Here is a 26559-nt window from a genome sequence, read left to right as displayed (position 1 = left end):
CCGCGCCAAGAGCGAACATGCTTTGCTTTCGGCGCAGCGTGTCATTGGCGCCAGTTGGAGGATCAGCCATGGCGAACGTCATTGAAATCGCAAAGGCCACAGTTGCCGCATACAACAACAAGAACTGGAATGAGGTGAGAGACTTGTTGGCTGCCGACGCCGTGTATGACGAAAAGGCAACGAGCCGTCGCCTGGAGGGCTCGGGTCAGATCATCGAAGCCCTCCAAGGCTGGGCCCAGGCCTTCCCGGACTCCAAGGGTACATTCATACGTGAGTTTGCCAGCAACGATACTGCCATCTTGGAACTCGTATGGAAGGGCGTTCACACCGGGCCGCTGCAAACGCCGACCGGTGCCATCCCGGCATCGAACAGGCCGATCGAAGTGCCAGCTTGCGAGGTCTTCCGGGTCGAAGGCGGAAAGGTCAGGAGTGCGACGCACTATTTCGATATGCTCACGTTGCTAAACCAGATCGGCGTGACGGGAGCTGCAACGCCTTCAAAGAGTGCGGCATAGACATAAAATAGAGTAACTCCGAACACAGCAGAAACCCGCCGGTTCATCCCGGCGGGCTCGCTCTCTGACAATGCGCAGCGAACCAAAGTGGAAGGCTAGTTCGCGATAGCCGAAGCCTGCGCAGAGCCCGGCACCTCGCCTAGAGATGCGAAAGCTCTGTTCGCTTTGCCGCGCCCGATGAATGCCGAAGGGGTCTTCTCGTTGGGCCAGCTTCCGGTAGGTGGCCAGATCATCCTCCTGGAGCACCGGTCCCTCGCCACGTCGCCCAACAGAACCCATGGCTGGTCCCAACGGCAGCGAGGTGCCAACACCCGCATAGAGGTATCGATCACCGTAAGCTCGCTTCAATGCTGCGAAGGTCGGCTCACCGGTGCAGTGCCCCGGAGCGATGTTCTCTACCTTGAACGTTTCCTTGAGCATTGCCACGGCTTTGGCAATGACCTCGTCCGGTGCGACGACGAGGTGGAAGCCGCCGGCGATCAAACGAATTTTGGGATTGATGGCTGTCGCCGCCTCGACGATCCTTTCGATCCCCGGGTGCGCGCAGCCGACCACGAGCACGATGCCGTCCGAGGTGTTGACAGCCAGCGACAACTCCTTGAGCTCCTTTGTGCCGGGGGCATCGGAGACAAGCGCAATCAACGTGATGCCTGGGGCAATTTCCGTTGTCTTGTCGATCGGCTCGATATTGGCTCGCTGCCAGGCGGTGCCGAATTTCATGACTTCCGGCGGCTTTCCGTCGTAGTAGCGCATCTCGGGCGGCAAGGATTCGTACTTTCGGTAGAAGCTCGACGGCAGCGACGAGCCATAAATTCCGAATCCTTCCCTGGGTGCGTAGATCTTCACCGTCGGATTCACGCTCAGAACATGGTTCAGGCCAGCCATGTGATCGGAGTGGCGGTGTGACAGCACCACGAAGTCGATGCTGGTGAGGTCAATGTTCTTCGCCTTGACGTTGGCTGCGAAGATATCCGGGTCGTTGCCGGTGTCGAACAGGATTCGCTTGCCGGAAATCTCCACAAGTGCGGAGAAGCCCCAATCCTTTTTCATCGCGGCATCAGTGCCGAAGGCGTCGTAGAGGATCGTGATCTGGCTGCTGGGCTCAGCCGTCGCTTCGCCAGCCGGGGCAACCACGACAGCGGCGCCGGCAAGTGCGGCCGCAATAAAAAACTTTGTGCGAAGTTCCATGGAAGTTCCTCCTCTTTCGGGACCCCCATTTGCGCTTGCTTGTAGCCGCCTCACGCGACTTCGCGATTGGACTCCCGTGTCAAGCTCGCCGTTGTGCAGATGATCTTTTGATCTAGCGTCCAACGCGGTTTGAGTTGATCAGTCGGTCGCTGTTCCCAAAGGCCATTCGGGCTCTTTCGATCAGGGCGTTTTTTTTGCCCGCTGATCAGCGCATTGGAAAATTACGCCCTTCCCCCGCAGGTGTCACTACGAAAGTCAGGCTCGCCGGTGCTCGCCGAGCGCAAGGTGATTGACAAGATCGTCGAAGTTTCACAGCTAGCGCGTGGGGCCGATAAATTCAAAACGGCAGGCCGACGCCCCGCTTTGAAGGCCTCGTGCAACGGATGTGAGCAGGCATGATCAGGAAGGCTGAGGAACGAGACGCGTCCAGTCTGGCTGCGGTGAGCATTGAAGTCTGGGTGAACACGTATCTGCGCGATGGCGTCAGTCCGTTATTCGCGGACTATGTGCTTTCGGAATTCACGGCGCAGAAGTTTCGCAACTCGATCGTTGATCCCGATCTGGCGATCTGGGTATCGGAGAACCGGACGGGAATTGACGGCTTTGTGACGGTTTGTTCGACGGCCGCGCCGCCGCAGGCCGATTGTTCGCCGCTGGAAATCACCACTCTGTATGTTCAACCGAGGCACCAGGCGGGCGGAAGGGGCGGCGCGCTGTTGCGTCATGCCCTGGACCACTGCCGGAACATTGGCGGCGAAAACGCCTGGCTGAAGGTCGAAGCCAAAAACCGCCGGGCCATCGACTTCTATCTCCGGCATGGTTTTGCCAGGATCGGCTCCACGGATTTTGTGATCGGCGATCAGGCTTACGAAAACCATGTGATGAGAACGAACCTTCGGCATCCCGTTGACTGACCTGCGACGGCGCGGGCTACGAACTCGCCATCTTGCGGCACGGCTGCAAAACGCAAATACTCCCCCTAGTTGGATTCCCGGAGGGAGTCCGGCCAAGAAAGCCCGGGGGCGGGCAACAAGGGAGAAGACGTCATGGCGCGGGAAACGAGCGGCAGTGCGGCTGATGGCAATGGGTTCGATACCAGCCGGCGCAGATTTTTGGGCAGTTCAGGTCTGGTGGCGCTGGGCGCGGCAATCGGCGGCGGTCTGCCGCTGTCGCGCAACGGCATAGGCATTCCGGAGGCCCACGCGCAGGCCGCGGCCAAGGGCCCGCAATATCTGAAATTCCCCGGCAAGAACGAAGGCCTCGTCGTGCTCGGCGAAAAGCCGCTGGTTGCCGAGACGCCGGAAAGCCTGCTCGACGACGACACCACGCCGATCGAAAAATTCTATATCCGCAACAACGGGCAGATCCCCGAGGAGACCAAGGATCCCGACGCCTGGAAGATCACCATCGACGGCGAGGTCAACAACAAGATTGAGATCACGCTCGGCGAACTGAAATCGAAATACAAGGCCGTGACGCGGCGCATGGTGCTGGAGTGCGGCGGCAACGGCCGCGCGGCGTTCTCGCCGCCGGCGCGCGGCAACCAGTGGACCAATGGCGGGGCAGGGTGCGCGGAATGGACCGGCGTGCCGCTGGCCGACCTGCTCAAGAAGGCCGGCCTCAAGCCATCAGCGAAATACACCGCGCATTATGCGGCCGACCTGCATCTGTCGGGCGATCCGGGCAAGCCGAGCATCTCGCGCGGCGTGCGCATCGAAAAGGCGATGGACCCGAACACGATGATCGTGTGGGCGATGAACGGCAAGCCGCTGCCGAACATTCATGGCGGGCCGGTGCGTTTGGTTGTGCCGGGCTGGGCGGGTTCGGCCTCGCAAAAATGGCTGACGCGCATCACCATCCGCGACCGCGAGCATGACGGCCCCGGCATGACGGAGTTTTCCTATCGGCTCGCGATCAAGCCGATGGTGCCCGGCGGCAAGGCCGATCCGGCGAATTTCCGCATTCTGGAGTCGATGCCGGTGCGCTCCATCATCACCAATCCCGCGAACGGCGCCAAGTTCGCCGCCGGCACCAAGGAGCTGAAGCTGCGCGGCGCCTCCTGGGCCGGCGATCTCACCGTCAAGCAGGTGGATGTCTCGACCGATTTCGGCGCGAGCTGGCAGCGCACCACGCTGGAAAAGCCGAAGAACAAATATGACTGGCAGCGCTGGACCGCGACCATCAAGCTGCCGAGCGACGGCTATTTCGAGATCTGGGCCCGCGCCACCGATTCCAGGGGCGCGATGCAGCCGCATCAGGCCGGCTTCTGGAATCCGCAAGGCTATGGCGGCAACGCCATGCACCGCATCGCCGTGCTGGTGGGATGATGCGGCGTTTTGCGTGGCTCGCTTTGGCCGGCATACTCTTGATAGCGCCGGCCATGGCGCAAACGGGCTTCACGCCGCGCGACGAAAGCCCGGAGGAATTCGCCGCGGGCGCCGGTCGCGACGAGACCTTCTACGCCTGCACCGCCTGCCACGGTTTTAGGCTGGTGGCGCAGCAGGGCATGACGCGCGCGCAGTGGGAGGATTCGATCAACCTGATGATCCGCCGCCACAACATGCCGCCGCTCGACGACAAGGACCGCGAAAGGGTGCTGACCTATCTCGAGACGGCCTATCCGCCGCGCGCGCCGGCGGGCCGGGGAGGCTGGGTGAACCCGTTTGCGAAGTGAATGCCCGGATATCTGGCTATGCTCTTGACGCAGCCGCGCGCCAGGCCAGAATGGCCGGCGGCTTGCGCCGGGAGGCGGTGATATGAGGTTTTTGATTACTGCGCAGGATACGGCGGGAAACGTGACCCTCAACCGGGGGTCGGTTCCGGCTGCGTTGAAGAAAGCCGCGGAACTGATATCGGACGGCTGCTGGAACGTCGAAATCGTAACGCCCGATGGGGCCACCTATCAGCCCGGCGAGTTCGATCAGTTGAGAGACCGGGTCGGCGCCGCGGGCCCCGACAGGTCGCTGACGACGCTATAGCGGACATCTATTTTTCAGCGCCCAATGTCAGCTATTTGATGCGCGGGCACGCAAGTCCGTACCGAAACGTGCGTCGGCTTCTTGACGCACTCTGCTCGTCCTCACTCTGTTCGTCCTGCTGAGTTGCCAGGAATTACCCCTCCAGGGTAAATCCAACCCGCAAGGTTACCTGGTAATGGCGCACGGATCCATCTTCGATGTGGCCTCTCGTTTGCACCACTTCGAACCATTTCATGGAGCGAACGGTCTTTGATGCGCGGGTTATGGCGTTCTGAATGGCATCTTCGATGCTTTTCTCGGAGGATCCGACGAGGTCCAGGATCTTGTAAACGTGATCCTTCATTTCGGTGTTTGGCATGGCGAAGCTCCGTTGGAATGTCAGCGGGGCAATCTGGGTTCACCGCCTCCGCTGTGGCGTTTGATCCGACTGTGAGCCAACTCCATGCCCTCATCCGAGTTCCGACGACTTAGTTATGATGGGCGAGGGCCACATGATGTGAAGTCCACGTCGGCTCTGGAATGGACACGCGCAACGGTCACGCGACGTCCGCTCGTTTCCAGAGCGGAAGTCACGCTGCGCCCGGGCGTGATCGTGGTCTGCGATATCAGACAGCGCCAAGCCTTGCCGAAATCGAAGAACCGCCGCTACCGCACCGCGATCGGCGACACCGTCGAGCCCGAGCCGCCCTGAATCTTGAGCGGCTGCATCACGAAGGCGAACTCGCCGACGCCCTTTTGCGCGAGCTCGTCGAGCTTGAGGTTCTCCAGCAGATGGATGCCGTTCACCACGAGCGCGACCTGGTGCACCGGAAGCGACAATTGCTTGTCGGGGTTGGGCGCGACCTCGACCGGCCAGTTGTCGGCGCCGAGCAGCATCGGGTCCTTTGCGGCAAGCCAGAGCGCGGCCGGCACGCCGATGCCCGGGCAGGATTTCACGTAGCGAGGATTGTCCTTGCCGTAGAGCTTGCCCCAGCCGGTGTGGATGATGACGGCGTCGCCGGGCTGCAGCGTCAGGTTCTGCTTCTTCAGGGCGCCCTCGAGATCTTCCACCGTGATTTCGTAATTGTCGCCCAGCATCTCGACGCCCTTGAAGCCCGCAACGTCGATCAGGACGCCGCGCGTGAACAGCGTGCCCACATTATGGATACCGAACTTCTTGAAGCCGGTGCGATCTGAGTTCTCGTCGACCTTCTGGCAATTGTACCAGCTGTTGAGATGGGTCTGGTGCGCAAAGCCGTCGAACTGGGTGCCGACCTGGCCGAGCTCGGTGATGATGATCTCCTCGTTCGAGCCGCGCATGTTGGAGAACTGGTTCATGAAGGTGCGCTTGGTGTGCATGTCGAAGCGCCGCGTTCCGAAGAACGCCATGCTGGGGCCGAGCACGTGCGCGAGTTCGATCACCTCGCCGGTCTTGATCAGCTTCGCGGCGTTCATCACGGCCGCGGGCTTCTGATGATTACCCGAGCCGCGCTCGTCGGCCGCGCCCCATTTCGACGGACAGCGCTGGCTTTCTGCCGGAACGGTCCAGCTTGGTGCCTGCGCGTAAGCGGCGGTGGAAAACGCTAGCGCGATCGTCGCACCCAATGTGAATGCTTTCATCTGCAATCCTCCCAAGAGAGGGCGCTCTGGAGACGGCGCCCTGGGACAAATAATGCTGATGCCATCGGGGCGGTTTCAAGTCCGACAAGGTGCCTGGGACGACGTGCCACCGGCAGTTGCGGCGGTGCGGCGAGGTTTTGGTGTAAGGCGACAGCACACCAAATTTGCTCGGTTTCACGCTTCCACGCACGTCTCGAAGTTCGTTATGATGGGGGTCGAATGGTCCCGGAAGGCGCCTTGCCCCCGCGCCAATGGATTCGCAATTCAAGGGAGTGAGCACATCATGAAACGCCGTACGTTCCTCAAAGGCAGCGCCCTGGCCGGCGCGACGGCGCTGGTTGCGGCGCCTGCGATCGCGCAAGGTGCGCCCGAGATCAAGTGGCGCCTGACCTCGAGCTTTCCAAAATCGCTCGATACCATCTTCGGCACGGCGCAGACCTTTGCGAAATACGTGGCTGACGCCACCGACAACAAGTTTCAGATCCAGACTTTTGCGGCAGGCGAGATCGTGCCAGGCCTGCAGGCGCTCGATGCCGTGAGCTCGGCGACCGTCGAGATGGCGCAGACGCCGCTCTATTTCTACATCGGCAAGGAGCCGGCGCTGACCTATGCGACCGGCGCGCCGTTCGGCATGAACCATCGCCATCAGCATTCCTGGTGGACGTTCGGCGGCGGCGCCGAACTCTGCAACGAGGCGCTGAAACCTTTCAAGACGCATGCGATCCTGTGCGGCAACTCCGGTACGCAAATGGGCGGCTGGTTCCGCAAGGAGATCAAGACACCAGAGGATCTCCAAGGCCTCAAGTTCCGCATCGCCGGCATGGGCGGCCATGTGCTCGCCAAATTGGGCATCGTGCCGCAGCAGATCGCGGGCGGCGAGGTCTATTCAGCGCTCGAGAAGGGATCGATCGATGCCGCGGAGTTCGTCGGTCCCTATGACGACGAGAAGCTCGGTTTCTACAAGGTGGCGAAGTACTACTACTTCCCCGGCTGGTGGGAAGGCGGCGCCATGTTGCACATGATCGTCAACGAAGAGAAGTGGAATGCGCTTCCCAAGCAATACCAGGCGGTCCTCAACCAGGCCGGTTCGGCCGCGGGCGCGTGGATGATCGAAAAATACGACAGCGTAAACCCTGCCGCCTTGAAGCGCCTTGTCGCCGGCGGGGCGGAGCTGCGCGCGTTCCCGCAACCGGTCTTGGAGGCCTGCTACAAGGCAACCCAGGACCATCTGAACGAGATTGCCGAGAAGAGCGCGCTCTTCAAGAAGACCAAGGAGAGCCACGACGCGTACATGAAGGAAGTGCTGTTCTACACGCAGATCGCGGAAAACTATTACGACAACTTCCTGCTCAGCAAAATGCGCAAGGGCTGAAGCGCGTCATCGATGTTCGATCGCCGGGGGCCACCGTGAACAACATGCCGCGCGTTTCGGCGGCCGCCATATTCGCTCTGGCGGCGGCATGTGTCGTGACGTTGATATCGACGGCCGCGCTTGGGGCTTGCAAGACGACGCTGTATGGAGAACTCGTGCCGGACGACAATCCAAAGCGGTTCTTTCCCTTCGTTCCTCCGAAGTGGCTATCTTTTGGGCTCGATGAAATCGTGCAAGAGAACGGCTACACCGTGGAGAAGAGCTTTCAGTCGTTCGTATTCCAGAATGCCAAGACGACGTTTCCTATTCCGTTCGCGCTAAATATCGATTCGCCAAAAGACTGCCCAAAGGAACTTAATCTATACGTGACCGGCTCCGACCGACTCGGCTTTCACTATGAATATCCGCTGAACGGCTGGAGAAAAATCAACCTAGAGAAGTTTGAGAGCATTCGCGTTTTTCCGCCGAGTTTCTGAATGCATGAAATTTTCAAGCATTTTCGTGCTGGCTCGGCGGCCTTTCAGATGTCCAGCAAGTGTAGGCCGGATGAGCCGACGGGTCGCACGAATGCGCGACCCGTTGGCTCATCCGGCTACCTGCTGAAGTTTCACAGCCGGCGCGTGGACCGATAAATTCGGAGCAGCCGGCGATGAACCCTACATTCCAATAAATCCACGCAGCTTTTTGACTGTTTCAGCGGCGTCCTCGGCTTCCTCGGTCGTCAGGACGATGATTTCGCCGGTACGCTCGTGCAAGACGCTGTGATGGATGGCCGCGCCTGAAAGGCCGTCGACGTTCGACTTCACCGCGATGTCGTCGATATTGGAGAGCGGGAATTCGACAGGCTTTCTGTTCCACAGCAGTATTTTTTGCTGCAGCGTGGCCTTGCCGGAATCCTTGTCGAGCGTAAGCGTCGTTGAGCCTGCTTTCAAGACGAGCTTGCCCGGAGCTTCTTCGATACTAGCCATGGCAGGTCCCCTCGCTGGTTCCCTACATTCACATGTCAGATATCGGGTGATGCACCGATAAGACGGTTGTATCGCCGGAAATTTTCGCAAGATTTACGGGCCGTGTCGAGCGGCAAATTGACGCCAGCGCCAGACGTTCGTCGTTGGGCGGCTTCCGAGATGGTCTGCCGACGATCGCGCCAGCCGACATTTGCCGGGACGTTGAATCAACCGGCCATCCCGGGTTCACTCGACGAGTTTCCAATATGAGTCTTTTCGAAGCACTTTGCCGTCGCGGAAGGTGTAGAAGTCGCAACCTTGGACTTCCAGCTTCTTGCCATCCCGACCGGTGCCGGTGAGGCACCATTTCGAAATGCCGGTTTGAGATTCCGAATCCACGAAATGCTCGGCGTTCCCGTAATGGACGTCGGGCAGTCCTTCAAAACGCGCAGCCAGCCCTTGCCGCACATTCTGCTTGCCCTCAAAACGGGAGCCATACGGCTTATTCCCCCTTGGCATCTCCAGAACGCAATCATCGGCAAAGAAGCTCATGATCCGATCCAGATCGTGCGCGTTAAACGCATCACATATCTCTATTAGCTTGGCTCGAATATCCATCTGCGCCTCGCTCGACTTCAACACACCGCTATTTCGGCAGGCTAACGCTTCATAACTTAGTCAATCACGTCATCCTGGCGCGGACAACGCTTTGGGGCGAGGCCTCGAACGACGCGGTCAAGGAATTCCGGATTGCGCTCCGCTCCATCCGGGCTTCTGTAACGGGCCTTGGTTAGTCAATCCCTTTTTGCGTTATCCACTTGCCGGGCACTTGCTTCTGTACGGGATCGGCGCGGTGGCCGTCGCCTAATGGGGTGCATGAGAGGAGCCGGCCGGCCAATCTACGGAAGCGTGGTTGTGAGCCGACTTCCCGGATGGCGGCCTGACCGGATCCATCGTCCCGGCGAGGGACTTCGCTCGGGGAAGGCCTGGTGTCGTGGCCCGCCCGGATTCGGTTGATGCTCCTTAGCTTAGGTTGCGGCGGCTTTGGCCATCGGGTTGAAGGGTTTTGCATCGGCCAGCATGCGGTGCAGGATGACGGCGAGCTTGCGCGCCAACGCCACCTTGGCCTTGCGCATGCCTGCGCGATTTTTGATCCGCATCGCCCAGCTCTTCAGCGCCGAGCAATTCTTCACGGGCTTGGTCAGCATGACGTGAGCGGCCTGGTAGAGCGCCTCCCGCACGGAAGCATCGCCGATCTTGCTGATGCGGCCGGTATAATCGGTTTGCCCCGACTGGTACTTCTTCGGAGTGAGGCCAAAATGCGCCCCTGTCGCCTTCGATGACCGGAACCGCGCCGGATCGTCGATTGCCGAGGCATAGGTCAGCGCCACGATCGGACCGACGGCCGGTGTCGTCATCAGAAGCTTGGCCTGTGGATGCAATCTGGCCAGCTTCTGCGTCCGCTTGTCCAGGCCGCCGAACTCGCGCTGCAGCACCGCATGCGCTTCGAGCAGGGCCTGTGCAACGATCTCAAGCCCGGGATGGCCGGCGACCAGCTCCTTGATCCGTCCCGCAAAGGTACGCTCGGTGGTCTCGCCGACCTTCAGCCCAAAGCCCCGCAGCACGCCACGCAGGCTGTTCTCGATATCGCGCAGCTTCGACTGCAGCAGCTTGCGCGCCGTCAACACCGCCCGCGTCTCCTGCGCTTCGATCGACTTGCAGTGCACCGGCCGGAACCAGCCAAGCCGCATCAGTTGGGCAATCCCGCGGGCATCATTGCGATCCGACTTCACCGGCATCGACTTGAAGGCGTCGCGGACGTGCCGCGTCTCCAAAAGCTCGACCGCAAACTTCGCCTCGCGCAGCGCCGCGTAGAGCCATTGCGACAACGGACCGGCCTCCAGCCCGATCCGATCAAGGGCCAGCCCCAACGAACGGAACCAGGCGATCAGGGCCTCCGGCTCGCTTGCAACCTTCGCCTCCCGCAAAATCTTGCCCGCGCCATCGACAACGCAAATCGTCGAGCTTTCCAAAGACACGTCAATTCCTGCATAATGGTTCACGGTCGTCCCTCTATGATGCTTGGAGCGGGCCTGCCCGACTCCGGTTTTTGACACCATCAGTGTGAGGGACGACCGCCTTCAGCGGAAGCCGCTCGCGAGCGCGCTTTCAAATCGCGCCGTAGCGAGCGAGCGGCTGCTTCGGCCGGCCCGTTACCCCATCTACGTGGCTGTATCAACGTCATTGCGAGCGCAGCGAAGCAATCCATAGAGCGGCGTGCGGAGGCGTGGATTGCTTCGCTGCGGTCGCAATGACGTGGATGGGCCGCGGTGTGCCGGGACCCCCGCATGTGTGGGGTATGGCGCGCCTTTGGCGAGGCGCAAGATCCTCCGAACCGGCAGCGCGACCAAGTTTCACCGGCGTCGGTCACGCCCATGTGAAACCTGCTTTTTCATCTCGAATTGACAATGACTGACTAGTCAGTCATATTGTGACCATGACGGAAACGAGCAACAAGACCTCCAGGAAAACCGGCCTGAAAACCGCCCCGAAACCGGCCAATCGCCGGGCCGGGGAGACGGGATCGGCCGCTCCGGCGTCGCCCAAGCCCGCCTCCAACCGCGCCGAACGCGCGGCCGAGCGGCGCGGGGCCATTATCGAGGCGGCGATGGACGAATTCATCGCGCGCGGGTTTGCCGCGACGCGGCTGGACGACGTCGCCAAGCGGGCCGGTGTCGCCAAGGGCACGATCTATCTGCACTTCAAGGACAAGGAATCGATGTTCGAGGAGCTGATCCGCACCGCCATCGTGCCGATGATCAACCGCCTCTGGAGCACGCCACCGCAGCCCGGGGCGTCGGTACGCGACATGGTGGAGGGCTTTGCCAAAACCTTCATCGAGGAGGTGGCGACCACGCGCCGCGGCGACCTCGTGCGGCTGATCGTGGCCGAAGGCCCGCGATTTCCTGAAGTGGCCGACTTCTATTACCGCGAAGTGGTGTCGCGAGGCCTCGGCGGCATGCGCGCGCTGATCGAACTCGGCATCGCGCGCGGCGAGATCAAACAGAAAAACCTGGCGCGGTTTCCGCAAATCATGGTGGCGCCCGCGCTGATCGCCGTGATCTGGCAGAGCCTTTTCAGCAGACATGCGCCACTGGACGCCCTCGAAATGTTTCGGGTGCATCTCGATCTGATTTTTGGCGAACGGAGGACGACATGACTTCGTCGCGAATGACGGCAATTCTGGCTGCGCTGGCCCTCGCCGCCGTGCTTGCGGGCTGCACGGAGCGCAAAGACCCGGGCTTCCAGGGCTGGGTCGAGGCCGACATGATCTTCGTCAGCCCGGATGAAAGCGGCCGCGTGACCAGGCTCAACGTGCGCGAGGGCGACGAGGTGAAGCCCGGAATGCTGCTATATACGGTCGACGACGACCTGCAGCAGGCCGACCTCAATCAGAACAAGGCCACGCTCGCCAATGCGCAGCAGACCTTCGATCGCGCGGCGTCGCTGAGCAAGACCGGCTCCGGCACGCAGGCCAACCTAGATTCGGCGACCTCGGCGTTGCGGGTGGCGGAAGCCCGCGTCAACACCTCGCAGACCCGGCTGGCGCGGCGCAGCGGCTTTGCGCCGGTCGGCGGCACCATCCAGCAGATCTATTTCCGCGAAGGCGAAATGGTGCCGGAGCGGCGGCCGGTCTTGTCGATCATGCCGCCCGGCAACATGAAGCTGCGCTTCTTCGTGCCGGAAGCGGAATTGCCAAAGCTGTCGATCGGCGACGAAGTGAAGGTGACCTGCGACAATTGCGCGGCCGACCTCACGGCAAAGATCTATTTCATCGCGACGACCGCCGAGTACACCCCGCCGGTCATCTACAGCCTCGATGAGCGCAACAAGCTGGTCTACCTGATCCAGGCGCGGCCGAGCCGGCCTGACGTCCTGCGCGTCGGCCAGCCGATCAGCGTGTTTCTCAACCCTCGAACGCCAATGGCGGACAAGCGATGAATTCGGCTCCCGCATCAGGCCCCGACATCGCCATCAACGTCGAGGGCCTGTCAAAATCATTCGGCGGCCGCGAGGTCGTGCATGACCTTTCGATGCAGGTGAAGCGCGGCTCGATCTACGGCTTCCTTGGGCCCAACGGCTCCGGCAAGACCACCACCATCCGCATGCTGTGCGGGTTGTTGACGCCGGATGCCGGCGAGGGCACCTGTCTCGGCTACGACATCCGCCGTGATGCCGACAAGATCAAGCGCCAGGTCGGCTACATGACGCAGCGCTTCAGCCTGTATCAGGATCTCTCGGTGCGCGAGAACCTCGAATTCGTCGCGCGGCTCTACGGCATGCGCGACGCGCGGGGGGCCGCACGCGACATGATCCGGCGGATCGGACTGAACGGCCGTGAGGAGCAACTGGCCGGCGAGCTTTCCGGCGGCTGGAAGCAACGGCTGGCGCTCGGCGCCTGCACGCTGCCCAATCCGCGATTGCTGCTGCTGGACGAGCCGACCGCCGGCGTCGACCCCAAGGCGCGGCGCGATTTCTGGAACGAGATCCACGCGCTCGCCGCCGACGGGCTGACGGTTTTGGTCTCGACCCATTACATGGACGAGGCCGAGCGCTGTCACGAGATCGCCTATATCGCCTATGGCCATTTGCTGGCGCACGGCACAGTGGACGAGGTGATCGCGAAATCGGCGTTGTCGACCTGGACGGTCTCCGGCGACGACCTCAACGGGCTTGCGGCCGAACTCGCAGGCAAGCCCGGTATCGACATGGTGGCGCCATTCGGCACCAGCCTGCACGTCTCGGGGCGCGACAAGTCGGCGCTCGAGGCGACCATTGCTCCCTATCGCAATACGAGGGGATGGCAGTGGCAGGATAGCGAACCGTCGCTGGAAGACGTGTTCATCGATCTCATGACCCGCTCAAAGGACAATTTCCAATGAGTGCGACCGAAGCTGTTCATCCCGTGAACGAGGCGAGGGAGCCGGCCTTCGGCTTCTGGCGCCGCAGCTATGCGATGCTGGTCAAGGAGTTCATCCAGCTCCGCCGCGACCGCGTCTCGTTCGCGATGATCGTGATGATCCCGGTGATGCAGCTATTGCTGTTCGGCTATGCCATCAACACCACGCCGCGCCATCTGCCGACGGCGGTATTGATCCAGGAGGACAGCGATCTGGCGCGTTCGGTGCTGAAGGCGATGGAGAATACCAGCTACTTCCGCTTCACCCGCGAAGTGCACAGCGTCGCCGAATTCGACGATCTGCTGCAGTCCGGCAAGGTGCTGTTCGGCGTGGAGATCCCGCGCGGCTTCGAGCGTGCGGTGCGGCGCGGCGACAAGCCGGCGCTGCTGGTTGCGGCGGATGCGACCGATCCGGTCGCATCCGGCACGGCGCTCGGAACGCTCGGCGTCGTCGTGCAGACCGCGCTCGCGCACGACCTCCACATCGGCGATCCGCCCGCGATGCCGTTCGAGATCAGGGCGCATGCCCGCTACAACCCGGCGGCCGAGTCGCGGCTCAACATCGTGCCGGGCCTCGTCGGCACCATCCTGACCATGACCATGCTGATCTTCACGGCGCTGTCGGTGACGCGCGAAATCGAACGCGGCACCATGGAAAGCCTGCTGTCGATGCCGATCAAGCCGGTGGAGGTGATGTTCGGCAAGATCATTCCCTACGTGATCGTTGGCTTCATCCAGGCAACACTGATCGTCAGCATCGGGGTCCTGCTGTTCGGGGTGCCGATCCTCGGCAGTGTTACACTACTCGCGGCGCTGACGACGCTGTTCATCACCACCAATCTGTCGATCGGCTACACCTTCTCCACCATCGTGCAGAACCAGTTGCAGGCGATGCAGATGTCGATGATGTTCTTCCTGCCCAGCATTCTGTTGTCCGGATTCATGTTTCCGTTCGCAGGCATGCCGGTCTGGGCGCAGTATCTCGGCGAGGCTCTGCCGCTGACCCACTACATCCGCATCGTCCGCGCCATCATGCTGAAGGGCGCCGCGCCTTCCAACCTGCAGTACGATACGATTGCACTCATTGCACTGATGCTGATCGCGATGACGATCGCCGTAACACGCTTCCGTCGCACGCTCGATTGAGGCATATGGTCATCGTGTCGGCGTCATTCCGGGGCGCCTCGAAGAGGCGAACTATGATGTGCTATTGCACATCTGAGAATCTCGAGATTCCGGGTTCACGCTTTCGCGTGCCCCGGAATGACAAGGGGCAATAATGCTGGGATTCCGGGGCAAAAAGAAAAACGACCAAGACACCGGCGTGTCGGCCGACTTCCAGCGCGCGCTGATGCAGGAAGTGATGACGACCGAGCTGTTGCGGATCAAGGCGCTGATCGCAACCACCGCGCTGCTCGCCATCATCCTCGGGACCGTCTACTTCTTCGCGTCCGAGGCGGTGAGCCGCGTCTGGCACGGCAACCTGAGGCCGGAATATCTCTATTCGATCATCGTGCCGTTCATCCTGTTCGAATTGTGGGTGCATGGCCAGATCACCCGCCACATGCAGCAGGGCCGCGACCTGCCGGTGATCCGGCGCTATATCGGCGCGCTGATCGAGACCTCGATGCCGACGGTCGCGCTGGCGCTGCACATCAACAGCATGGGGTCGGTGGCCGCGCTCGGCTTCGTGACGCCGATGATCTACTTCATCTTCATCATCCTCTCTACGCTTCGGCTGGATTTCTGGCTCTCGACCTTCACCGGCGCGGTCGCCGCCGTTCAATTGTTTTGCATGGCGATGTTCTATCATCCCGCGGTCGGCGACCAGGCCGAACCCCTTTATTATCACGCCGCGCGCAGCCTGATCATTCTGATCTGCGGCGTGCTCGCTGGCGCGGTCGGACATCAATTGCGGCGGCAGTTCGAGTCGAGCATCAAGGCGGCGACCGCGCGCGACCGCATCACCAATTTGTTCGGCCAGCACGTCTCGCCGCAGGTGGTCGAACGCCTGATGGCCGAGGGCACCAAAACCAACAGCGACATCCGCCGCGTCGCTGTCATGTTCGTCGATTTCCGCAGCTTCACCGCCGGCGCGCGCACGCGCACGCCGCAGGAAGTGGTCGACCGGCTCGATGGTGCCTTCGCCGTGCTGGTCGAAATTCTCGACCGCCACGGCGGCATCGTGAACAAATTCCTGGGCGACGGATTTCTGGCGTTGTTCGGCGCACCCCTCCATGCGCCGGACCCCGCGCACAGGGCCGTTGCCGCGGCGCGCGAGATGCTGGAAGCCAATTCAAGGATCAATGAGGAGACGAGCTGGCCGCTGCGCATCGGCATCGGCATCCACATCGGCGAAGTGGTCGCCGGCAATATCGGCTCGCCGCGGCGCAAGGAATACACCGTGATCGGCGACACCGTGAATTTTGCCTCACGGCTCGAAGCGCTCAACAAGGATTTCAATTCGCAGTTCCTGATCTCGGAAGCGGTTCGCGATGCGCTCGGCGAAGCCTGCGGCGACGCCGTCTCGCTCGGCGAGGTCGAGGTCAGGGGCTATGAGCAGCCGATGGCCGTGTGGCGGTTGGGATAAGGGAGTATCGAAATGCAGCGGCGTTACATCACTGTGGACGTTTTCACCGACCGCGCCTTCGGCGGCAATCCGCTTGCCGTTGTGCTCGATGCCGGCGGGATGTCGACCGAACAGATGCAGGCGATCGCCACCGAGTTCAATTATTCGGAGACGACGTTTGTGCTGCCGCCGGCCGATCCCGCCCACGACGCACAGGTGCGCATCTTCACGGTGAACCGGGAGCTGCCGTTTGCGGGCCATCCGAATGTCGGCACCGCCTTCGTGCTGGCGACGCTGGCGGCAACGCCGCCGGCGCGGCTGCTGTTCGAGGAGGGTGCAGGCCTCGTGCCGGTCGAGATCGTGACCGAGCAGGGCAGGGTCGTCAGCACCGAATTCACGGCGCCGCAGCCGCTGAAGCGGATGTCGCATCTTCCCGTCGAACAGGCCGCTGCCTGCCTCTCGCTGCCGGCTGGCGACGTCAGGACCGACCGGCATCCGCCGCAGATCATCTCGGTCGGGCTGGCGTTCCTGGCCGTCGAGGTCGCCTCCCGCGAGGCGCTGCGACGGGCGAGGCCCGATGCTGCGGCGTTCGCAAAAACCTTCCCGTGTGACGGCAGCGACGCCGTCTACTTCTATACGCGCGACGTACCGGCCGACGAAAAGCCGTGCGAGCTGCAGGCGCGAATGTTTCACCCCGGTGCCAGCGGGCTCTCCGAAGACCCGGCCACCGGCAGCGCAACGGCGGCCTGCGCGGCGCTGCTGGCCGATCTCGACGACATCAGGGATGGCGAACTGAGCTTGAAGATCGGGCAGGGCGTCGACATGGGCCGGCCCAGCCTGCTGCTGACGCGCGTCCGCAAGAAAGATGGCGCGGTTGCTTCCATTCACGTCGGCGGCGGAAGCGTGAAGATCATGGAGGGAACGTTCCGGCTTGAGGGTATCTTGTAGCCCGGATGGAGCCAACGGGTCGCGCGAATGCGCGCCCGATGACAGGCTCCGCGTAATCCGGGGCAGGTCGATCCGCCTGCGGCACCGTTCCCGGATTGCGCTGCGCTCCATCCGGGCTACCGGCCGCGTTTTACACCTGTGGCGCGACCAGATTCTCCACCTTCACGCCGTCGCGCTCCTCGATGATCTCCGCGATCCATTGCCGGTGACAATGGGTGTGGTCGCGCTCATAACAGAGAATGCACACCGGACCCGATTGCTTCACCAGCGCCGACAGCTCATCGAGCTCCTCCTTCGCCTGGGCCGTCTTCAGATGCGCCGAATAGATCTTGTGCAGCAGGCCGAACTTTCCGCTACGCGCCGCCTCGCGGCCGCTCTTCGGCGTTCCGAGGCCCTTGAGATGCAGATAGGAAATGCCGCGCTCGTCGAGACCTGCGGCGAGTTGATTCTTCGAAAAGCCGGGCCGCCGCGAGGACGCGACCGCACGCACGTCAACCAAAAGCTTCACGCCGGCGCCCTCCAATTCGTCGAGCACCGCCTTCGAAGGCGTCTGCTCGTAACCGATCGTGAAGAGGAGGCGTTTGATCTTGCGGGCCATGTCGATCCAGACATTATGTCGCTGGCGCAAGGCTACGGTAATGGTCGATCGATTGCTACATCCGCGTTGTGGCCGGAGGTGGCGTGTCGCATAGTCCAGAGAAAGAGCCGGTCGATGGCCATTCTCGCTGGGGGAAACAAGATGAACCGAATTAGCCGCTCATTGTGGACATTCGCGCTTCTCGTTTGCGGCATTGCCGCAGCGCACGCCCAGACCGGCTATCCCGACCGTCCGGTGAAAATCATCGTTCCGATCGGTCCCGGCGGCAGTTACGATTTGGTCGGGCGGCAGCTTGCGGATGCGCTGTCGAAGCGGATGGGGCAGGCCTTCGTCGTCGAGAACAAGCCGGGCGCCGGAACCGTCGTCGGCACGCAGGCGGCAAGCCAGAGCGAGCCGGACGGCTACACGCTGGTGGTCGGCGGGCTCTCCAACATGGCGTTCAATTCGGCGCTGTATTCGAAGCTCGCTTACAATCCGCGCAAGGATTTCGTACCGGTCGCACTTATCTACAAGTTCGGTTACGTGATGGTCGCCCGCAAGGATTTGCCGCATGGCAAGCTGGCGGACATCGTCGCCGCCGCAAAGGCCAACCCGGGCTCGATTTCGGTGGCGACCGCCGGCGTCGGCACCGGCCAGCATCTGGTGGCGGCTGCGTTCATGAAGGCGGCCGGCGTAAAATTTCAGGAGATACCCTACAAGGGTTCGCCGCCGGCCTTCACCGACCTGCTCGCCGGCCGCATCGACCTGTTTTTCGATTCGATTGCCGCGGGGCTGCCTTACGTGCAGTCCGGGCAGGCGAAGGGCATTGCGGTATTGTCATCGAAGCGCAGCCCGCTGGCGCCCGACGTGCCGACGATGTCGGAAGCCGGCGTGCCCGGCCTCGATGTCGATTCCTGGCTCGGGATATTCGCACCCGCAAAGACGCCGCCGGATGCGATCGCAAAACTGCGGAAGGAAATCCGCGCCTCGCTGCCCGAACTCAAGGAGCGTTTCGAGAAGAGCGGCGGAGAGGTGTGGGATCTGCCGGATGACAAGCTCGACGCCTTCGTCGCCTCCGAATACGACAATTGGACAAAACTGATCCGCGAGGCCGGCATCAAGCTCGATTGACCGCGGAATTATTTGACGCGTTCGATCAGCTCCATCGCGCCAGCCGGCGCGCGCACCTTGCCCTCGTGGATGACGTAAGCGAACACGTCGCGCGGCGCCTTCGTCGGCTTGGCCTTGTCGACGCGCGGCAGATCGTCGGGCTCGCCGCCGCCGGCCCAGGCCTGAAAGCGCTTGGCCCAGGCGTCAAGCTGCTTCGGCGGATAGCAGGTCTTGAGCTCGTCATTGCCCTTCTGCAGCCGCGCATAAACGAAGTCGCTGACGACGTCGGCAATCGCCGGATACTTGCCGTGCTCGGCGAATACGACAGGCGTCTCGAACTTGCGCAGCAACGCGATGAAGTCGGGCACGCAGAAACTGTCATGCCGCACCTCGACGACGTGGCGTAGCGCGCGCCCTTCGAGTTTGCGCGGCAGCAGTTCGAGGAACTTGCCGAAATCGGCCTCGTCGAATTTCTTGGTCGGTGCGAACTGCCATAGCACGGGACCGAGCCGGTCGCCGAGTTCCAGCACGCCGGAATCGTAGAAGCGTTTTACGGAATCGCCGGCCTCCGCCAGCACACGGCGGTTGGTCGCGAAGCGCGGTCCCTTCAACGAGAACACGAATCCGTCCGGCACCTCGCGCGCCCATTTGCGAAAACTCTCCGGCTTCTGCGAGCCGTAATACGTACCGTTGATTTCGATCGAGGTCAGTTTCGAGGCGGCGTAGGACAGCTCCTTCGCCTGCGTGAGCTTCTCGGGATAGAACACCCCGCGCCACGGTTCGAAGGTCCAGCCGCCGATGCCGATATAGATGTTGCCGCTGTTTTTCGCGGTCGATTTCGAAGGCTTGCTCACGGGAGGGCTCGTCGGAAAAATGGGGGAGGCAGCTAGTGCATGTTACCCAAGTCGGCACTGATTGGCCAGTTTGCCAGGCGCCGGGTCAAAGGCATGATCCCTCAACAAAAAAGGCTCCGGAAAATCGGAGCCTCTTGATTCCATCAATTTGCGTCGAACCGGTCCCGAATGAACCTCAGGGCTTGCCGTGCGTCGCCGGCGTCTTGCCCGTCAACCCCTTGAATGGGTCGAGGGTTTGCTTGGCAAGGCGGTTGTGGAGTTCGCAGATCTTCTGGGATTCGGCGACCGAGGTTTCATAAGCCCGCTTCACGAATTCGCTCTGAACCGTCATCGCCTTGTCGAGCGAACGAACGCCGCTGAGCTGCTCGACAAACGATCCGAACTCCTCGATCGATTTCCGCGTGTAATCGCGATACGCATTCGCGATGGTCTGCAGGCTCACCGGCGCAGGCTCCGCCGCGGACTCGACCGGTGCGGGCTGGATGGACGCAGCCTCGGCGGGCGCAGCCTCGACTGGTGCGGGCTCGGTCGGCGAGGGCGCCGCGGTCGGCTGCACCTCGGGCGACGCGGTGACAGCAACGATGGGCTCCTCGACGGCCGGCTGATCCACCTTCGGGCTCTCCGCGTGAACCGGTTCCGGTCGCGGTGGCTGATCCTGATCCGGGCTTTGCAATTCAACCGGCGCCGGGCTCACGGCCGGGCTTTCCTGGGGAGCGGCTTTTTTGCCCCGCTCGCCCTTCCGGTTGCGCCGTCCGGATTTCCCGGCCGGTTTGCCCTGATCTGTATTCGACATCTTCTTCCCCTAATCCCTGTCAACCCAAAGGTCGAGACTCTGCCTTGTTTGCGATGGAATCGCGGTTCTTGCTTGTCCGTTACGCGGCGCTCGCGTGGTGAGATTTTGGAGGGCGGCGCAGGCCGCCCGATTTGTCGATGGCTGAGGCCGGGACTATTCCTCCACAAGCTTTTTCCGTGATATCAGTTCCCCATCAGGCGTAGGAGATCGTTGAGCATGAATTCGCAGTCATTCGCCGGTCTTTTGGGAGCCATCGTCGCATCGATCGTGATGGTGGTTGCAATCGCCTACGGGCCGATCGGCCAGTTCGGAAAGCCCGCCAAGCCGGCGAGCATCCAGCAACCCGCGCCAGGGCTTCAGCCGGCTCCTGCGGCGCCAGCCCCGCGCGGGCCGGTGATTCGGGAAGTGCCGAATTAGGGTAGGAGTCGCACCTAGCGGAATGCCCTGGGCATTCCTATCTAGCCTTTAACGGCGACGTTGACGCTTCAAGGCTCCGGCGCTGGAACGACCATGAATAGTTTGGCTGCGCCGGATGTACGCGCGCCCTCTGTTCGTGGTCGTTGGCATTTTCAGAGCATTTTCAAGCGAAGCTGGCCCCGGACCCGATCCGGTGGCGGCTATCGATTTGCCCGCGCCGGGCAGACACCGGGGTCGATTTCAACCCCGTTTTCACCGTCCAGTCACCTCGTTCCCCAAGCTCGCCTTGGCATGTCGGGCGGCGGCGGATATACGCTGGCGATCATGAATGACGCCATCAAACCGGGCCCCGAAACCCCGTCGCAGGCCGGTTTGCCTGAGCTTTCGGTCGTTGTGCCGACCTTCAACGAGCGCGACAACGTCACCGTGCTGTACCGGCGGCTGGAGGCCACGCTATCAGGCATTTCCTGGGAAGTGATCTTTGTCGATGACAATTCCCCTGACGGGACCTGGGAAGTGGTGCGGGGGCTGGCGCGGAAGGACTCCCGCGTCCGCTGTGTCCGCCGGATCGGGCGCCGCGGACTGTCGGGTGCATGCATCGAGGGCATTTTGGCCTCGAGCGGCCCCTATGCGGCTGTCATCGACGCCGATCTGCAGCATGACGAAACGCAACTGCCGAAGATGGTCGCGCTGCTGCGGAGCGGCGAGGCGGAACTCGTGGTCGGCAGCCGCTATATCGAGGGCGGTAGCGCCGACAGTTTCAACAAGCAGCGGGCAGGGGCCAGCCAGCTTGCAACCGAGGTCGCCAGGCGCGTGCTGAAGGTCGAGGTCGCCGATCCCATGAGCGGCTTCTTCATGATCCGCCGCGACCGCTTCGAGCAACTGGCGCCGCAGCTCTCCATCCAGGGCTTCAAGATCCTGCTCGATGTCATCGCCACCGCGCAGGGCAAGCTGCGCGCCATCGAAATTCCCTACACTTTCGGTTCGCGCCAGCACGGCGAGAGCAAGCTCGATTCCATGGTGGCGCTGGACTTCCTCGGCCTGGTGCTGGCCAAGCTGACCAACGACGTGGTCTCGCTGCGTTTCCTGCTGTTCGCAATGGTCGGGGGCACCGGCCTTGTCGTGCACCTCACGGCGTTGTTCATCGCGCACGAAATCTTGCAGATGCCGTTTGCGGAGGCGCAGGCCACCGGCGCGCTGATTGCGATGACCAGCAACTTCATCCTCAACAATTTTCTCACCTATCGCGACCAGCGGCTGAAGGGATTTGCGATCCTCCGCGGCCTGCTGCTGTTCTATCTCGTCTGCGGCGTCGGACTGCTCGCCAATGTCGGCGTCGCGTTCGCGGTCTTCGACCAGGAACCGATCTGGTGGCTCGCAGGTGCCGCAGGCGCGCTGATGGGCGTGGTCTGGAACTACGCGATGTCGGGACTGTTCGTCTGGCGCAAGCGATGACCGATAGCGTTTTCGAGCGAAGCATGCCCCCGGACTTGATCCGGGGGTGGATGCCGGTTCGTGTGAAGAAAACGCGTCAAAACGATAAAATGGAGCCTGGTTCTGATTTAATCAGAACCAAAAGGGCTCCAAGATGAATCCGAGCGAAGCGCGGGTTGCCCTCAACACCGGTCTGGCAATCCTGGCGCTGGTTGGCTTGCGCCTGATTGCCGCGGCGTTCACGCCGATCACCTTCGACGAAGCCTATTACTGGATGTGGTCGAAGCATCTCGCCGGCGGCTATTACGATCATCCGCCGATGGTCGCGGTGGTCATCCGGCTTGGCACGATGATCGCAGGCGATACCGAGTTCGGCGTGCGGCTGGTCTCGATCCTGCTGGCGCTGCCGATGAGCTGGGCGATCTATCAGGCCGCGGCCATGCTGTTCGGCAGCCGGCGCGTGGCCGCGTCGTCGGCGATCCTTCTGAACATCACGCTGATGGCCGCGGTCGGCACCATGATCGTCACGCCGGACGCGCCGCTCCTGGTGGCTTCCAGTCTTCTGGTATTATCGCTCGCCAAGGTGCTGCATACCGGCCGCGGCGTGTGGTGGCTGGCGGTCGGCGCCGCCGCCGGTTGCGCGCTGCTGTCGAAATACACTGCGCTGTTCTTCGGGCCGGCGATCCTGCTCTGGCTGGTCGCCGTTCCCAAACTGCGGCACTGGCTGATCTCGCCCTGGCTTTATCTCGGCGGGCTCGTCGCGCTGCTTCTGTTTGCGCCGGTCATTCTCTGGAACGCCGGGCACCACTGGGTGTCCTTCGTCAAGCAGATGGGGCGGGCGAGGATCGAGGATTTCCGCCCGATCTTCATCGCCGAACTGATCCCGACGCAGATCGCGTTCGCGACGCCTCTGGTGTGGATGCTCGGCGCGATGGGGCTGTACGCGATCTACCGGCGCCGCGCTGGAACGTTGCCGGCGCGTGCGCTCGTCAATACGATGTTCTGGGTCATCGTCGCCTATTTCGTCTGGCATTCGCTGCATGCCCGCGTCGAGGCTAACTGGTTTGCGCCGGTCTACCCGGCATTCGTAATCGCCGCCGCCGTCGCCGCGCATCTGGTCGATTGGGAGCCGCGCCGGCAACGGCTGGTCGATTTCTGCCGGCGCTGGGCGGCGCCGGGCGGTGTCCTGATGTTCGTGCTATTGGTCGTGCAGGCCGACACCGGCGTGCTGTCGGGCTATCGCCGCGATGCCACTGTGCGCAGCGTCGGTATCGGCTGGCGCGAAACGGCCGGCGCGATCGAAGCGGCGAGGGCGCGAACGGGAGCCACATGCGTACTGGCCTCGGATTACGGCACCACCGGCTGGCTTGCCTTCCATCTGCCGAAGGGGACCTGCGTTGCGCAGCAGAACCAGCGTATCCGCTGGGTCAACATGCCCGAGCCCGATGCGGCGCAGCTAGCCGGGCCGTTGCTCTACGTCCGCGAGGTCTGGCCCGGCGAAGCTCCCTTGAAGGACATGTTCGCCCGCGTCGAGAAGGTCGGCGAGGTCGAGCGCAGGCGCGGACCGCTCGTGATCGAGACCTATGCGCTGCATCTGCTGGAAGGGCCGAAGGGCGAGGTATTCGACCGCACGCCGCCGCCGGAACTGCAGTAGGGTGCGGCCGGTCACTCCGCGGCGTCGGGGTGCGTGCGTTGATCCACCGTGGGTTGTTCGCTCCGCCACAGCCAGACCGTGAGCGAGCCTGATCGGCCGCGAATCTGCGTCTCGACGGGGCCGGCGAGGCTGCCGGTTTTCAGCCGCGCGCCGGTGCGCTCCGCCGCGACCCGCAGCGTATCGCTCAGCGCCAGCCTGACATCGTGGCGGGCCGCCACTTCCATCAGGCGGCTCGCCACGTTCACAGTGTCGCCGGTTGCCGTGATGTGCTGATGGTTGCGGCCGCCGAGCCGGGAGGCGACAATCGGTCCGAAATGCGCGCCGATCTTGAAGCCGATGCGCAACCCGATCGGCGACGGCAAGGCCTCGATCCAGCGTTCGGTCTTGACGCACAGCGCGATCGAACATTGCGCCGCGCGCGTCGCGTCATCCGGAGCCGCCTCCGGCAGGCCGAACAGGATCATGGCGCCATCGCCGAGGAAGCTCGTGATCATGCCGCCGTACCGCGTCACTTCCTTGTCGACCAGGGCGTGAAACTCCTTCAACAGCCCCCGCGTGGCATCCGGATCGAGCGTTTCGCTGAGCGAGGTAAATCCGGACAGATCGACGAACACGACGGCGGCATTCTGTCTGACCGGCGCCAGCAGGAAGTCGGGATCGCGCGTCAGCCATTCCTGCAGGCCCGGCGTCTGGAATTGTTCGAGCAGCTTGTTTTGGACGGCGAGATGCTCTGCGCTGCGCCGGTCCGACCATAGTTGTAACGTACCGAACAGCACGACCGGCGGCACTGCCGCGGCCATTGTCGTCGCGGCGTCGAGCCATATGCCGTACGCGAAAGCAACCGAATTGGCAGTCGCCCATGCCAGCATCACCGCGCTGACCGTGAGCAGACCGACTGCGTTTCGCCGCCACGCCAGCAAACCGACCAGCAGTATCGGGAGCAGGATCGTCGTGACGGCCTCGACGATACGAACCGGCCGGTCGCGCACGACGCCGTCTCCTGCGACCAGATGCGTGATCGCGGTGGAAATGATTTCCACCCCCGGCATCAGTGAATCGAACGGCGTCGGAAAGAAGTCGCCGGCGCCGGTTGCCGTCGCGCCGAGGACGACGATCCGGCCTTGAATGGCCTCCTTGTCGACCTGACCTTCGATCAGATTTGCGGCGCTGACGGTGCGGATGGTGCGACGCGGGCCGTAGTAGGAAATCGGTAGCGCATAATCGGAAGCGGTCGCGATCGGCCGGTCGCCGAACAGCAGGCGGTCGGGCTCGATCGTCAGCTTCTGGCCGATCGCGATTGACGCGACACGCAGCGGAAACGACAATTCGATTCTGTCATGTGTCCGGAACAGCATCGGCACCGACAGCGGCGTGCCGGTCTGGCCCGTCGTCACATTGGCGATGCCGACTTCCGCGTGGTCGGCCAATGCCGGGAGCGGCAGCAGGAAGCGGTCGGCCTTCGGCAAGCGGGCCAGCGGCCCGTCGTCCTCGGCGGAAGGTTGAAGGATGTTCGAAAATACCGCCGCCGCCGCCAGCACGCTCGGACTCGCCGCGAGCGATTTTGCGAGCGCCGCATCGCCATCGGCGGGGCCCTTGTCGACCAGGAGAAGATCGATCGCGATGACCTTCGGCTCCAGCCGCGCGATCGCCTCGACGATCCTGGCTATCTCTGCGCGCGGTAGCGGATAGGTGCCGCCGAGTTTGACGATGGTGTCGTCGATCGCGACGATCGTGACGAGGTCCGGCGGCGCCTTTACGCCGCGCGCAAGCGTTCGCACATCGGTCAATGCCGACTCGAGCCGGTCAAGAAACCGCAGATGGCCGCTGCTATGGCCAAGCCATATCGCGCCTGCCCACAATCCCGTGCAGAGCAACGCAATCAGAATATGAGGACGTCGACGGCTCATTTGCGTGTCTTCTATTGTCCCAATCTTGCCATCAGGGCCGTAACGCGCGCAGGCGGCCAGCGCTTGACGATCAGGTCGCCCGACGGCTCGACATCGACGCCGTCACCGGCGCCGAGTACGACGCTGCCGCGGCCGGCGGGGCGCGCCACGCTGACGCGGCCGTCGACGACGAAGACCGATGTCTTTGCACCTTCGGCGTCCACGGCCCATTTGGTGCCGCGCACCGCCGCAATCGCCTGCGGCGTCACCACGTCGAACCTGGCGCGGCCCGGCTTCTTCGGCACTTCGAGCAGCAGGGCCCTGTTGCTGAGTTCGACGGAATCGACATGGCCGTCGCGATTGCGATCCCTGAGCTCGAACTTCGCGCCGCTTTCGGCCACGATCGTGATCGCCGTCGGGCACTGGAGCGTCTGCGTCGCTTGCGCCGTCTGTTGGGCATTGCAACCGAATTTCGCCGGCTGGGCTGCCGCGTCACCGGCGAGCAGCAGCAAGCTTGAAAAAGCAATCCATCCGGCGCGTGCCAGCATTCTCATGGCAGCTTCCCCTTCCGGGCACGGGAGAAAATTGGATTGATACGGTACCGTATCATGATGGCGCCTCCGCGTGCAAAGCGAAAGAGGTGCGCAGATAATGTGTCTGCCGGCGAGCCATAAGGTTCGGCAAAAACTGCGATCGTGCAACGCGACCCCAAAAGGCGTCGTAAACGGCGGTTTACAGCGCTGAAATGGCAGAAATTA

28 protein-coding genes are annotated in these 26559 nt (G+C 62.5%); 17 read left to right on the top strand and 11 right to left on the bottom strand.

Annotated features, from left to right (window positions below):
• Window positions 1-68: 68 nt before the first annotated feature.
• On the top strand, window positions 69-515 hold the full coding sequence (locus V1294_RS27805; RefSeq protein ID WP_334501630.1) for an ester cyclase: 447 nt from the start codon (window positions 69-71) through the stop codon (window positions 513-515).
• On the opposite strand, the gene V1294_RS27800 is transcribed toward V1294_RS27805, so the two are convergent.
• A complete protein-coding gene (locus tag V1294_RS27800; protein WP_334501627.1) occupies window positions 498-1703 on the bottom strand; it encodes an MBL fold metallo-hydrolase in 1206 nt (401 codons plus the stop codon). The genes V1294_RS27805 and V1294_RS27800 overlap by 18 nt on opposite strands.
• Before the next feature lie 395 nt (window positions 1704-2098).
• On the opposite strand from V1294_RS27800, the gene V1294_RS27795 reads away from it, so the two are divergent.
• The 4 genes from V1294_RS27795 (at window position 2099) to V1294_RS27780 (ending at window position 4681) form a co-directional block, all read left to right on the top strand.
• Window positions 2099-2617: a GNAT family N-acetyltransferase gene (locus tag V1294_RS27795; protein WP_334501625.1), complete on the top strand. Its 519-nt coding sequence runs from the start codon at window positions 2099-2101 to the stop codon at window positions 2615-2617.
• A 132-nt stretch (window positions 2618-2749) separates the two neighbouring features.
• The gene (locus V1294_RS27790; RefSeq protein ID WP_334501622.1) at window positions 2750-4030 is read left to right on the top strand and encodes a sulfite oxidase; all 1281 of its coding nucleotides are present in this window, start codon (window positions 2750-2752) and stop codon (window positions 4028-4030) included.
• Entirely contained in the window at window positions 4030-4377 is a 348-nt protein-coding gene (locus V1294_RS27785) for a hypothetical protein (protein ID WP_334501620.1), read from the top strand. Before V1294_RS27790 ends, V1294_RS27785 begins: the two co-directional genes overlap by 1 nt.
• 82 nt (window positions 4378-4459) lie before the next feature.
• Window positions 4460-4681: a hypothetical protein gene (locus V1294_RS27780; protein WP_334479184.1), complete on the top strand. Its 222-nt coding sequence runs from the start codon at window positions 4460-4462 to the stop codon at window positions 4679-4681.
• A gap of 133 nt (window positions 4682-4814) precedes the next feature.
• Here V1294_RS27780 and V1294_RS27775 read toward each other — a convergent pair whose 3' ends face one another.
• On the bottom strand, window positions 4815-5039 hold the full coding sequence (locus V1294_RS27775) for a dodecin (RefSeq protein ID WP_108516571.1): 225 nt from the start codon (window positions 5037-5039) through the stop codon (window positions 4815-4817).
• A 287-nt stretch (window positions 5040-5326) separates the two neighbouring features.
• The gene (locus tag V1294_RS27770; protein WP_334479187.1) at window positions 5327-6280 is read right to left on the bottom strand and encodes a cyclase family protein; all 954 of its coding nucleotides are present in this window, start codon (window positions 6278-6280) and stop codon (window positions 5327-5329) included.
• Between the two features lie 283 nt (window positions 6281-6563).
• Between V1294_RS27770 and V1294_RS27765 the strand changes: the two genes are divergently transcribed.
• Together V1294_RS27765 and V1294_RS27760 are read left to right on the top strand one after the other, a co-directional pair.
• Window positions 6564-7652 carry a TRAP transporter substrate-binding protein gene (locus V1294_RS27765; protein ID WP_334501617.1) on the top strand — a complete coding sequence of 363 codons (1089 nt, stop codon included), beginning with the start codon at window positions 6564-6566 and terminating at the stop codon, window positions 7650-7652.
• 35 nt (window positions 7653-7687) lie between these two features.
• Window positions 7688-8128 carry a hypothetical protein gene (locus tag V1294_RS27760; RefSeq protein ID WP_334501615.1) on the top strand — a complete coding sequence of 147 codons (441 nt, stop codon included), beginning with the start codon at window positions 7688-7690 and terminating at the stop codon, window positions 8126-8128.
• A 180-nt stretch (window positions 8129-8308) separates the two neighbouring features.
• Here V1294_RS27760 and V1294_RS27755 read toward each other — a convergent pair whose 3' ends face one another.
• The 3 genes from V1294_RS27755 to V1294_RS27745 all read right to left on the bottom strand — a co-directional run bounded on the left by V1294_RS27755 (window position 8309) and on the right by V1294_RS27745 (window position 10662).
• The gene (locus V1294_RS27755; protein ID WP_108516583.1) at window positions 8309-8620 is read right to left on the bottom strand and encodes a hypothetical protein; all 312 of its coding nucleotides are present in this window, start codon (window positions 8618-8620) and stop codon (window positions 8309-8311) included.
• Window positions 8621-8845: 225 nt separating this feature from the next.
• A complete protein-coding gene (locus V1294_RS27750; RefSeq protein WP_334479195.1) occupies window positions 8846-9217 on the bottom strand; it encodes a nuclear transport factor 2 family protein in 372 nt (123 codons plus the stop codon).
• A 410-nt stretch (window positions 9218-9627) separates the two neighbouring features.
• On the bottom strand, window positions 9628-10662 hold the full coding sequence (locus tag V1294_RS27745) for an IS110 family transposase (protein ID WP_334501612.1): 1035 nt from the start codon (window positions 10660-10662) through the stop codon (window positions 9628-9630).
• A 434-nt stretch (window positions 10663-11096) separates the two neighbouring features.
• Here V1294_RS27745 and V1294_RS27740 point away from each other — a divergent pair, with 434 nt between their 5' ends.
• From V1294_RS27740 to V1294_RS27715, 6 genes are all read left to right on the top strand, one after another.
• Window positions 11097-11819: a TetR/AcrR family transcriptional regulator gene (locus V1294_RS27740; RefSeq protein ID WP_334501610.1), complete on the top strand. Its 723-nt coding sequence runs from the start codon at window positions 11097-11099 to the stop codon at window positions 11817-11819.
• Window positions 11816-12601: an HlyD family secretion protein gene (locus tag V1294_RS27735; RefSeq protein ID WP_334479199.1), complete on the top strand. Its 786-nt coding sequence runs from the start codon at window positions 11816-11818 to the stop codon at window positions 12599-12601. Before V1294_RS27740 ends, V1294_RS27735 begins: the two co-directional genes overlap by 4 nt.
• Entirely contained in the window at window positions 12598-13542 is a 945-nt protein-coding gene (locus V1294_RS27730) for an ABC transporter ATP-binding protein (RefSeq protein ID WP_334501608.1), read from the top strand. Before V1294_RS27735 ends, V1294_RS27730 begins: the two co-directional genes overlap by 4 nt.
• A complete protein-coding gene (locus V1294_RS27725) occupies window positions 13539-14705 on the top strand; it encodes an ABC transporter permease (protein WP_334479203.1) in 1167 nt (388 codons plus the stop codon). The genes V1294_RS27730 and V1294_RS27725 overlap by 4 nt, the downstream gene beginning before the upstream one ends.
• 133 nt (window positions 14706-14838) lie before the next feature.
• Window positions 14839-16149: an adenylate/guanylate cyclase domain-containing protein gene (locus V1294_RS27720; RefSeq protein WP_334501605.1), complete on the top strand. Its 1311-nt coding sequence runs from the start codon at window positions 14839-14841 to the stop codon at window positions 16147-16149.
• 12 nt (window positions 16150-16161) lie between these two features.
• On the top strand, window positions 16162-17076 hold the full coding sequence (locus V1294_RS27715; protein ID WP_334501603.1) for a PhzF family phenazine biosynthesis protein: 915 nt from the start codon (window positions 16162-16164) through the stop codon (window positions 17074-17076).
• Window positions 17077-17206: 130 nt separating this feature from the next.
• Here the strand turns inward: V1294_RS27715 and V1294_RS27710 are convergent, their stop codons facing one another.
• Window positions 17207-17674, bottom strand: a complete 468-nt coding sequence (locus V1294_RS27710) for a DUF488 domain-containing protein (RefSeq protein WP_334479209.1) — start codon at window positions 17672-17674, stop codon at window positions 17207-17209.
• Window positions 17675-17815: 141 nt separating this feature from the next.
• Between V1294_RS27710 and V1294_RS27705 the strand changes: the two genes are divergently transcribed.
• Window positions 17816-18784 (top strand): Bug family tripartite tricarboxylate transporter substrate binding protein, encoded by a 969-nt coding sequence (locus tag V1294_RS27705; protein ID WP_334501600.1) that lies wholly within the window; start codon window positions 17816-17818, stop codon window positions 18782-18784.
• Between the two features lie 8 nt (window positions 18785-18792).
• Here the strand turns inward: V1294_RS27705 and V1294_RS27700 are convergent, their stop codons facing one another.
• Both V1294_RS27700 and V1294_RS27695 read right to left on the bottom strand, forming a co-directional pair.
• Window positions 18793-19617, bottom strand: a complete 825-nt coding sequence (locus V1294_RS27700) for a DUF72 domain-containing protein (protein ID WP_334501598.1) — start codon at window positions 19615-19617, stop codon at window positions 18793-18795.
• Window positions 19618-19792: 175 nt separating this feature from the next.
• The gene (locus V1294_RS27695) at window positions 19793-20410 is read right to left on the bottom strand and encodes a phasin family protein (protein ID WP_334501596.1); all 618 of its coding nucleotides are present in this window, start codon (window positions 20408-20410) and stop codon (window positions 19793-19795) included.
• Window positions 20411-20626: 216 nt separating this feature from the next.
• On the opposite strand from V1294_RS27695, the gene V1294_RS27690 reads away from it, so the two are divergent.
• From V1294_RS27690 to V1294_RS27680, 3 genes are all read left to right on the top strand, one after another.
• Window positions 20627-20827, top strand: a complete 201-nt coding sequence (locus tag V1294_RS27690) for a hypothetical protein (protein WP_334501594.1) — start codon at window positions 20627-20629, stop codon at window positions 20825-20827.
• Between the two features lie 324 nt (window positions 20828-21151).
• Entirely contained in the window at window positions 21152-22282 is a 1131-nt protein-coding gene (locus tag V1294_RS27685) for a glycosyltransferase family 2 protein (protein ID WP_334501592.1), read from the top strand.
• A gap of 133 nt (window positions 22283-22415) precedes the next feature.
• Window positions 22416-23915 (top strand): glycosyltransferase family 39 protein, encoded by a 1500-nt coding sequence (locus V1294_RS27680; RefSeq protein ID WP_334501590.1) that lies wholly within the window; start codon window positions 22416-22418, stop codon window positions 23913-23915.
• An 11-nt stretch (window positions 23916-23926) separates the two neighbouring features.
• Here the strand turns inward: V1294_RS27680 and V1294_RS27675 are convergent, their stop codons facing one another.
• Entirely contained in the window at window positions 23927-25822 is a 1896-nt protein-coding gene (locus V1294_RS27675) for a CHASE2 domain-containing protein (RefSeq protein WP_334501588.1), read from the bottom strand.
• A gap of 11 nt (window positions 25823-25833) precedes the next feature.
• Window positions 25834-26355, bottom strand: a complete 522-nt coding sequence (locus V1294_RS27670) for a FecR domain-containing protein (RefSeq protein WP_334501586.1) — start codon at window positions 26353-26355, stop codon at window positions 25834-25836.
• Window positions 26356-26559 lie beyond the last annotated feature (204 nt).

Origin of the sequence: Bradyrhizobium sp. AZCC 1678, from assembly GCF_036924765.1 — a bacterium.
Lineage (GTDB): Bacteria > Pseudomonadota > Alphaproteobacteria > Rhizobiales > Xanthobacteraceae > Bradyrhizobium > Bradyrhizobium algeriense.
The sequence above is the reverse complement of the archived record's forward strand: the minus strand, read 5'-3'. Positions and strand labels throughout refer to the sequence as shown.